Below are 8,257 nucleotides of genomic sequence, written 5' to 3' on the forward strand. Positions count from 1 at the left end.
TACTGGCCAATGCGCCGGCGAGGTTCAGCCGAGCGAAGGCGTTGCCGCCCACGAGGAGCACTTGTGCAGTCGATATATGTCAGTGAAGCCTCCGGTCACCTACGTTGGATTGACATGTCTGGCGACGTCCCCGCCCTTGGAGATCGCCAGCAACAGGCACACCAGCCCCGCCGCCATCCCGACCGCACCGATCAGGTCGAACCGTCCCCCGGTGCGCACCTTGGACTCCGGCACCAGGGCCAGTACGAGCAGCAGGGCGACGGCACCCATGCCGGCCGAGGCCCAGAACAGTACGTGCCAGTCGAAGTTGTCGGCGATGAGCGCGGCGGCGGGCAGGCCGAGGGCGCCGCCGACGCCGAGCGATGCGCTCATCAGCGCGGTGGCGGAGCCGAGCCGTTCGGCGGGCAGCTCGTCGCGCATGATGCTGATGCCGAGCGGGATGACACCGGCCGACAGACCCTGCAGCGCGCGCCCGACGATCATCGGCGCCAGGGCGTCGCTGAGCCCGGCCGTGACCGACCCCGCCACCAGCATCACCAGGCTGACCAGCAGCATCCGGCGCTTGCCGTACATGTCGCCGAGCCGCCCCATCATCGGCGTCGCGACGGCGGCGGCGAGCAGGGTGGCGGTGACGGCCCAGGCGGTGTCGGACGCCGGGGCGTTCAGGAGGCTGGGCAGCTCCGGAACGATCGGGATGACCAGGGTCTGCATCAGCGAGACCACGATCCCGCCGAAGGCCAGCACCGCCACGACGACGTTCGGCCGCGGGGGCGCTGCCGTGCCGGTGGTGGCGGTGCGGGGTTGTGCGTGGGACATGGTTGGGCCTCCGGGTGGGGCGGTCGGTATGCGCTGTGCGCTATGCGTCATGCGCGATGACATAAAATGTAAGTACGTTGATTTAGTTAAGCAAGTTAAGGCGGGCTCGGGGCGGCACGCTTGGCGAAGATTTGGGGCGGCGGTGCCGGGGCCTGTGTCCCGGCACCGCATGGGAGAAGCGGGACCCGTGGGTCGGGTCCCGCTTCTCGTGTGTACGTGCCTGCCGGCCCTGCCGGCTATACGTGCCTGTCAGCCGGTCAGCAGTCGGGGACGCCCTCGATCTTTTCGCCGCCGACCAGGTAGACGTTGCTGATGAACAGGCTGTCGCTGCCGCCCGGCTTCTCGACGAGCGTCCACCAGCTGCTGGTGCCCTGGCCCGGTTCGGTGACCGTGTCGCCCTGCTTCTGGCAGAGGCCGATCAGCGTCTCCTGGGACACCTTCGTCGGTGAGGGCGAGTTGACGTAGGGCTCCACGTGCAGGCGGACGTTCGTCGCCCAGACGTAAACCTCCTTGGCCTCGACGGACGCCGGCCGGGTGTCCGCGGCGATGGCCTGCGGGCCGGTCAGGGTCAGCGCCCCGGCGGCGGCGATCCCCGCCATGACGGCGACCTTGCGGCCAAGGGTTCCCTTGGTGCGTGCAGTGCGTGCAGTGCGTGCAGTGCGGGTCTTCATGGTGCTCATCCCCCTTCGTTCTTGCTTCCTTGCTTCGCTCTTCGCTTACATCCCGCATTCCGGAACGTTCGGCAGCTTGTTGTCCGGGTGGTCGACGTAGTAGCTCGCCATCCAGCCGAGCATGTCGCCGCGCTCGACGAGCACCCACCACTCGTTGCCGCCCACGACCTGCCCCTGGTTCTGGCAGACCGCCTCGAACGGCTGGTTCGGCTGCAACTTCCCGACCACGCGCGGGCAGTTCGCGGTCGACGGGTTGTTGTCGCAGGTGGCGACGTCGTTCGGGTTGTCGCGAACGTTCACGTCCGTGGCCCAGACGGTGTAGGTGGCCTGCGCGCCCGTGCCGTCCGCCACGGCGGGACCGGCCGCGGCGACGGAACCCGCCACGAGTGCCGCGGCGGCTGCCGCGCCGGCAAGTGCGGTACGTACCTTCATGTGCTTCTCCCCGTTGGTCTTTGGTCGTTGACCGGGTGTGCCTTGCGCAGGGGACACGATGGGGGAGGGCGCTTCGTATGACACGGGCGGTTGTGACCTGCGTCACCCGCGCCTGAATCGTCGTGCCTTGCAGGGCGGGCGGATCGCTACCCGGTCCAGTCGGTGGCGGCCACCACCTCGCGGGCGATGTCCACGACAGCCCGCCCATCCGTCACCACCCGTACGGTCTCCGCAGCGGCCCGCTGGTCCAGCAGCCGCGCCTTGCGAGCACTGCCTGCCAGCTCCTGGTCCAGCTCCGAGCCCAGTTCCCGGTGCACCAGCCGGTCGCGGGCGGTGGCGTCGGACGCGGTGAGTAGGACCCGTACGATCCGCACCCCCGGCCCCAGGGCGCGCTCGAACATCCCCGTCGCCTCGGGCAGCACGCTCAGAGTGTTCGTATAGATCAGTCGGCGGTAGCCGCGCCGGGCGTAGTTCGCCCACACGGCAGTCAGATTGCTCTCTGTGATCTCCGAGCGGTGAGGGTCCCCCTCCGGGGCGGGGTGCACCTGACCCATGAAGTCTCCGTCGATGACCGCATGCGGGACCGCCGCAGCCCGCAGCAACGCAGAAACCTCCCACCCCACCGTCGTCTTGCCGACGCCGGCCCGCCCTCCGATGAGCAGTACTTCCGTGTGATCCATGCGGGCAGCGTGCCAGTGCGCTCCTGTCTCACGCGATCCGATATCGACCGGCCCATGACCACAGGTGCCACCAGCAAGATCACGATCTACGGCTGGAGTATCAGCTCTGCAACTCTTCGCTCGCATCCCGGATTTCGGTCCCGAGCGATTGTCAAGACTCGTGGAGGGGAGCCGCGCCGACCCAGCGGTGGTAGGCGTCTACGTCGACGTTGCTGCCGCACACGATGGTGACGACGTGTCGGCCCGCGAAGCGGTCACGGTCTTCGAGGATGGCCGCGATGCCGAGCGCGGCCGACGGTTCGACCACGAGGCCGGCGTGGTCGAGGAGCATCCGCATACCGGCGGTGATCGACGCCTCCTGGACCAGTACGGCGTCGTCGGCGACCACGAGGAGGTCGTCCAGGACGGCCGGGATGGGACGCCGGCCGGCGACGCCGTCAGCGATGGTGTTGGTCGAGTCGGTGGTGACGACACGTCGTTGGCGCCACGAGCGTGTCAGCGCCGGTGCGCCCAGCGGCTGGACGCAGATCACCTCGACTTCGGGTGCCGATGCCTTCACCACATGGCCCACGCCGGTGGCCAGCGCCCCGCCGCCGAGAGCAATCAGGACGGCGTCGAACGACGGCGCGGTGTCCACAAGTTCCAGGCCGATGGTTGCCGCTCCCTCGCAGGTCTCGATGTCCAGGCTGTCTTCGAGTAGCCGGATGCCGTCGTAGCGCGCGATGGCCGCCGCTCGGTCGCGAGCCATCTCGTGGTCGCCGTCGACCAGCTCCAACCTGGCGTCCAGTGCGCGGATGCGATCAAGCTTGGCCGCAGTCGCGAAGCGGGACGCCACTACGGTGACGTCGAGCCCGCGGCCGCGACCGGACCAGGCGAGGGCCTGGCCGAGGTTGCCCGCGCTGGCGCACACCACGGCTCGTGACGCATTGTCGGCGAGCAGGCTCGCGACGACCTCGGTGCCGCGGGCCTTGAAGCTGCGGACCGGGTTGGCCGTTTCGAGCTTGATGCTCACCGTGCACCCGAGGTCGGGCTCCAGCCCCTCGCAGCGGTACAGCGGAGTATCGAGAAAAATCGGGTCGATCACCCGGCGGGCCGCCCGGATCCGAGCAGTATCGAGGCGCGTCTCCTGCACGACACAGCAGCGTAGTGCCGCCAACGCTCACAGGCGGGCCATAGCGAAATCACAGGGGAACTCTGGTGGCGGGCGAGGCGTTCGAGCGGGCAGAGTTCGGGAGCTGGGATTGGTCTGGTTCTCGGCGTCCCCAAGTGCTGTACCGGTTTGATGAGTTGCTGAGTTCGTAGCGTTTCACCGCCACTTTCATGGAGGTCCGGAACCATGTCCCCGAACCAAGCCCGGCCGTCCCGGCGTACCGTTCTCGGCGGGGCCGCCGTCGCTCTCACGCTGGCCGCTGGTGCCGGTACGGCCAGTGCCGCTGCCGGGGCCGTCAAGAGTGCGTGGCCTACCGAGTTTCCGCTTCCGGACGGGTGGTTGCCCGAGGGCATCACCATCGGGAGAAAGCCGTACGCCTATATGGGCTCCCGTGCGAACGGTGCCGTTTACCGCACGGATCTGCGCACCGGTAAGGGCGGCGTCCTCTTCGAGGGAGCCACCGGTACGGCGTCCATCGGGCTGAAGCTGGACCACGACGGGCTGCTCTACCTCGCCGGAGGCGCCGGCGGTACCGCGCGCATCGTCGACTCCCGCAGCGGCAAGCTCAAGGCCACGTACCAACTGACCGACAGCGCCGCCCCGTTCGTCAACGACGTCATCCTGCTCGGCGGCCGCGCCTGGTTCACCGACTCGCGCCAGGCCGTGCTGTACGGCGTACCCCGCGGCCGGGGCGGCGAGGTCCGCAGTCTGCCGCTCGGCGGTGAGTGGACGCAGACACCCGACGTGAACAACGCCAACGGCATCGTCGACACCCCCGACGGCCGCGGTCTGATCGTCGTCAAGAGCACGCCGGGCGAGCTCTACCACGTGAACCCCAAGACCGGTGCCGCGAAGAAGATCACGCTGAACGGGCAGGCCGATGTCGCCAACGGTGACGGGCTGGTCCGTATAGGCCGCACCTTGTACGTCGTGCAGAACCGGCAGAACCTGATCAGTGTCTGGGACCTCGACGCGAAGGTCACCACGGCCACGCTGAAGCGGACGATCACCGATCCGCGGTTCGACGTGCCGGCGACCGCCGCGCGTTGGGGGGACCGGCTGTATCTCGTCAACGCGCGATTCACCAGCCCGCAGACGCCGGAGACGACGTTCAACGCCGTTGCTGTGCCTGCCTAGCCGGACAGTAGGTGGTCAGGCGCGGCGGCGTACGTCCTCCAGGTACTGGAGGACCGCGGCGACGCGTCTGTCCACCTGGTCGGTGGGGGACAGGTCGAGCTTGGCGAAGATGCTGCGGATGTGTTTGTGGACGGCGCCGTCCGTGACGACGAGGCGTTCGGCGATGGCGGAGTTGCCGAGGCCCTCGGCCATCAGGGCGAGTACGTCGCGTTCGCGGGGACTGAGGCGTTCCAGGCGGGAGTCGTGGCGGCTGCGGGTGAAGAGCTGTGCGACGACCTCGGGGTCGATGGCGGTGCCTCCGTCCGCCACCCGCCGCAGGGCGTCCAGGAACTCCTCGACTCGCCCGACCCGCTCCTTGAGGAGATAACCGAGGCCGGTGACGCCGCCGGTGAGCAGCTCGTGGGCGAAGCTCTGCTCGACGTACGCGGACAGCACGAGCACGGCCAGGTCCGGCCGGCGGCGTCTGGCCTCGACGGCCGCGACGATGCCCTCGTCCGTGTGGGTCGGGGGCATCCGTACGTCGAGGATGGCGACGTCGGGCTTGTGTTCGTCGATGGCGTCGAGGATCCCGTCGGCCGTACCGGCGGTGCCCACCACGTCCAGCGACTCCGCCCGCAGCAGCAGGGCGAGCCCTTCGCGCAGCAGGGGGTCGTCTTCGGCGATCACGATCCGCATGGGAGGTCCACCTCAAGGGTTGTGGGCCCGCCGGGCGGGCTGGTGAGGGTGAGGGTGCCGTCGTGGGCCGCGATGCGGCGGCGCATGCCGGTCAGGCCGGAGCCGCCTGCTTCGTCCGCGCCGCCCCTGCCGTCATCCCTGATGCGCAGGTGCAGTCGGCCGTCGTGGCTGCGGACGGTGACGGTGGCGTGCTGGGCGTGGCTGTGCTTGGCGATGTTGGTGAGGGCTTCGGCCACGATGAAGTAGGCGGTCGCCTCGACGGAGACCGCGCATCTCGCGGGTGTCTCGACGCCGACGCGGCAGGGCACCGGGCAGTCCGCGGCAAGACCGTTCAGCGCACCTTCGAGTCCCCGGTCGTCCAGGACCGGAGGCAGGATGCTCCGGGACACCGAGCGCAGTTCGGCCAGCGCGCCCTCGGCGGCGCTCTGGGCGCGTTCGAGGATTTCGTCGGCGCCCGCGGGGTCGCGGGCCACCATGCGGCGGGCGGCGCCGAGCAGGACGGTGACGTTGACGAGCCGGTTCTGCGTGCCGTCGTGCAACGAGCGCTCGATACGGCGCAGTTCGGTGGCGTGGGCGTCGAGGGCGGCGGCCCGGGTGGCGGTCAGCTCGGCGACCCGTAGCGACAGGTCCGCGTCGGGTCCTGCCGACAGGAGCCGGCGTCCCGGCAGCGCCTGCAGCCGCGCCATGCCCGGACCGAGCCCCACCATGATGGCGATCCACGCCAGGCCCAGCGGGACCACGGCCAGGGCGTCCCCCCAGGTCTGCGCGTTGCCCAGACCGATGGACGTGCTCGACGCGTCGTCGGGCGCGAACGGATACAGCAGCGGGAACGCGGTGTCGCGGGCCGCGAGCACCGGCAACAGCACACCGATCAGGCCAAGGAGCAGCCCCAGTGTCGCGTGCGTGGCCAGCCAGCCCAGCTCCCGCCGGGTGCCGGGGTCGGCGAGGGCCGGGCGCAGCTCGGTCGGTGCGGTTCCCGGGCCGATCAGCTCCGGGCCCCATCGGGTGAGCCGGTCGCGTTCGCGCTCGGCGACGGCGTGCAGGGCGCGCAGGGCGGTGGGCGCCATCAGCAGCCCCACTCCCACCAGGGAGGTCACGGCGCTGACGGTCACCAGGAGGAGGACGGCCAGCGCCAGGACGGCGGTGCCGAATCCGCCGGCGAGCTTTTCGAGCGCCATGAGGGCGGCGCCGGCCGACCGGACAACGATGTCCCGGATACGGGTTTTTGGGGCGCCGTCAGATACGTACTGCTGGCTCGGCATGGGCTCCTCCTAGGGCAACGACCATAGGCGGCCGATCAGTTGGCCGTCAGCTCAAGGGCGACGGAAGCCGCGGAAAGTACAGCAGGCTGTACCTCGAACCGGGCGGCAGGCGGGCTCGGCCGCGAGGGGGCGCGATTCATAGCGTCGGTGACGACAGCGCAACCGGCCGCGACCTCCGCGGCGACCAGGAAAAGGAGCCCGAAAATGACCGACCCCTACCGCCTCACCACCGCCTCCGGTACCTACGCCAACCAGTCCGCCAACCAGTCCGGCAGCACGTACGCCAACCCGGCCGTCGACCACTACGCCGAGACCATCGGCGGGCCGATCCCCGCCTCCCAGCCGCGCCCCGCCGTCGAGGCGCACCCCGCCGCCGAGCCGCTCACCGTCGTCACCGGGAGCGGAATCGCACGCGTCCTTCTCTGGGTGCTGTTGGTGATCAGCGCGATCGGCAACATGGTGGCCACGTACGCCGCCCTCGGCACGCCGGCCCACCTCGCCTGCGGTTCCGTCACCGCCCTCTGCCTGATCGCACTGATCGTTCAGCGCCTGCGGGGTCGTCGATGAGCAAGCTCGTCAAGGGAGTTGAGGCCTCCTCGGCGGCCCCGGAGCACACTCCCGCCATCGCGCTCGCGCACCTCGGGAAGACGTATCCCGGTGGCGTACGCGCCCTCGACGACGTGTCGCTGACCGTCGAACGCGGCACCTTTCTCGCCGTGATGGGCCCGTCGGGGTCCGGCAAGAGCACGCTCATGCACTGTGCGGCGGGTCTGGACGCCCCAACCGTCGGCAGTGTCCGTATCGACGGTTACGAGATCGCGGGCCTGAACGAGACCCGCCGTACCGAACTGCGCCGTGAGCGCATCGGCTTCGTGTTCCAGTCGTACAACCTGGTGCCCTCGCTCAGCGTCGCCGACAACATCACGCTGCCGCTGCGTCTCGCGGGCCGGGCCCCGGACCACGAGTGGCTGCGCACGCTGATCGAACGCGTCGGTCTTGCCGACCGGCTGACGCACCGGCCCGCCGAGCTGTCCGGGGGACAGCAGCAACGGGTCGCGATCGTACGGGCGTTGGCGGCCCGGCCCGCCGTGGTGTTCGCCGACGAGCCGACCGGGGCCCTGGATCTGCGCAGCGCCCACGAGGTCCTGCGCCTGCTGCGTGACCTCGTCGACGAGCTGCGCCAGACGGTCGTCATGGTCACCCACGACCCTGCCGCCGCCGCCCAGGCGCACCAGGCCCTGGTGATGGCCGACGGGCGGGTCGTGGACACGCTGCACACGCCCACCGCCGGCGAGCTGGCCGCCCGTCTCGTCGCGCTGGGAGAGGGCTGAGGAGCATGCGGCATCTCGCGGTGATGCAGCGCAAGCAGGTGCAGGAAACCGGCCGGGACGGTGGCCACAGCGCCGTCGAGTCGTTGCGGACCGACAACGGCAC

At 70.0% G+C, this 8,257-nt stretch carries 9 protein-coding genes and 1 pseudogene; 3 read left to right on the forward strand and 7 right to left on the reverse strand.

Annotated elements, in window-relative coordinates; translation table 11 throughout:
- Positions 1 to 126: 126 nt before the first annotated feature.
- The 5 genes and pseudogenes from G6048_RS45075 to G6048_RS45095 form a co-directional block, all read right to left on the reverse strand.
- Positions 127 to 816: pseudogene (locus tag G6048_RS45075) on the reverse strand (MFS transporter); the annotation flags it as partial.
- Positions 817 to 1,073: 257 nt separating this feature from the next.
- Complete coding sequence (locus G6048_RS45080; protein WP_165345415.1) at positions 1,074 to 1,487, reverse strand: peptidase M23; 414 nt, start codon at positions 1,485 to 1,487, stop codon at positions 1,074 to 1,076.
- Positions 1,488 to 1,532: 45 nt separating this feature from the next.
- A complete protein-coding gene (locus G6048_RS45085) occupies positions 1,533 to 1,919 on the reverse strand; it encodes a hypothetical protein (protein ID WP_165345416.1) in 387 nt (128 codons plus the stop codon).
- Positions 1,920 to 2,065: 146 nt separating this feature from the next.
- On the reverse strand, positions 2,066 to 2,599 hold the full coding sequence (locus G6048_RS45090; protein WP_165345417.1) for an ATP-binding protein: 534 nt from the start codon (positions 2,597 to 2,599) through the stop codon (positions 2,066 to 2,068).
- Positions 2,600 to 2,750: 151 nt separating this feature from the next.
- Positions 2,751 to 3,731 (reverse strand): threonine ammonia-lyase, encoded by a 981-nt coding sequence (locus G6048_RS45095; RefSeq protein ID WP_165345418.1) that lies wholly within the window; start codon positions 3,729 to 3,731, stop codon positions 2,751 to 2,753.
- A 204-nt stretch (positions 3,732 to 3,935) separates the two neighbouring features.
- Here G6048_RS45095 and G6048_RS45100 point away from each other — a divergent pair, with 204 nt between their 5' ends.
- Positions 3,936 to 4,886, forward strand: a complete 951-nt coding sequence (locus G6048_RS45100; protein WP_165345419.1) for an SMP-30/gluconolactonase/LRE family protein — start codon at positions 3,936 to 3,938, stop codon at positions 4,884 to 4,886.
- A 15-nt stretch (positions 4,887 to 4,901) separates the two neighbouring features.
- Here G6048_RS45100 and G6048_RS45105 read toward each other — a convergent pair whose 3' ends face one another.
- Both G6048_RS45105 and G6048_RS45110 read right to left on the reverse strand, forming a co-directional pair.
- Positions 4,902 to 5,561, reverse strand: a complete 660-nt coding sequence (locus G6048_RS45105) for a response regulator (RefSeq protein ID WP_165345420.1) — start codon at positions 5,559 to 5,561, stop codon at positions 4,902 to 4,904.
- The gene (locus G6048_RS45110) at positions 5,549 to 6,739 is read right to left on the reverse strand and encodes a sensor histidine kinase (protein ID WP_408056237.1); all 1,191 of its coding nucleotides are present in this window, start codon (positions 6,737 to 6,739) and stop codon (positions 5,549 to 5,551) included. The genes G6048_RS45105 and G6048_RS45110 overlap by 13 nt, the downstream gene beginning before the upstream one ends.
- A gap of 288 nt (positions 6,740 to 7,027) precedes the next feature.
- On the opposite strand from G6048_RS45110, the gene G6048_RS45115 reads away from it, so the two are divergent.
- Together G6048_RS45115 and G6048_RS45120 are read left to right on the forward strand one after the other, a co-directional pair.
- A complete protein-coding gene (locus G6048_RS45115) occupies positions 7,028 to 7,390 on the forward strand; it encodes a hypothetical protein (RefSeq protein WP_165345414.1) in 363 nt (120 codons plus the stop codon).
- Entirely contained in the window at positions 7,387 to 8,154 is a 768-nt protein-coding gene (locus G6048_RS45120) for an ABC transporter ATP-binding protein (protein ID WP_165345422.1), read from the forward strand. The genes G6048_RS45115 and G6048_RS45120 overlap by 4 nt, the downstream gene beginning before the upstream one ends.
- The last annotated feature ends 103 nt before the right edge of the window (positions 8,155 to 8,257 follow it).

The sequence above is a fragment of the Streptomyces ureilyticus genome (genome assembly GCF_011045025.1).
Lineage (GTDB): Bacteria > Actinomycetota > Actinomycetes > Streptomycetales > Streptomycetaceae > Streptomyces > Streptomyces ureilyticus.